We start from the raw sequence: 561 nt of genomic DNA, 5'->3' as shown, positions 1-561 counted from the left end.
GCTCTTGTCCAGGCTTAGCGGGGCTTTCAGCTCTTGCGAGAGAGCATCAATAAACCAGAAACCGGCGTTGTGGCGGGTGGCTTCGTATTCGGGGCCGGGGTTTCCCAGGCCGACAAACAATTTGATCATTTGGAGATTTCCATCTGTCCAATTTTAGGGTGCGTGGCCTTGTGTCTTTGCAAGCGGGCGGTTCTGATTGAAGCGCTAACCAAGAAAAACGGCCCTTGTCCTGCAAGAGGACAAGGGCCGTGAGCCTTTTCAGGCCTGTGCGGGAAGCTGAATTACTTCTTGGCGGCAGGCTTGGCAGCGTCGGCCTTGGCGCCGGCTTTGGCTTCCTTGGCGGCAGCAGCTTTAGCGGCTTTCGGATCCACCGGTGCGGCTGCTGCAGCGGCTGCTGCGGCATCGGCCTCGGCTTCTTCGGAAACGGCAGACACCGACACCAGAACCGGGTTGTCCTGGCCCTTGGCCACGAACTTCACGCCCTTTGGCAGGGTGATGTCCTTGATGTGCAGCGGCGAGCCCTTCTTCAGGCCCTTCAGGTCGACGGCGATGAATTCGGGG

General features: G+C 59.4%; 2 pseudogenes. Both read right to left on the bottom strand.

Annotation, left to right across the window (positions count from 1 at the left end):
* Positions 1-129 (bottom strand): annotated as a pseudogene (locus tag AC1DWI_RS25930) (aminoacyl-tRNA hydrolase); the annotation flags it as partial.
* 152 nt (positions 130-281) lie between these two features.
* Positions 282-561, bottom strand: a pseudogene (locus AC1DWI_RS25925) (50S ribosomal protein L25/general stress protein Ctc); the annotation flags it as partial.

The organism is Polaromonas sp. P3_C2 (genome assembly GCF_056402675.1).
The sequence above is the reverse complement of the archived record's forward strand: the minus strand, read 5'-3'. Positions and strand labels throughout refer to the sequence as shown.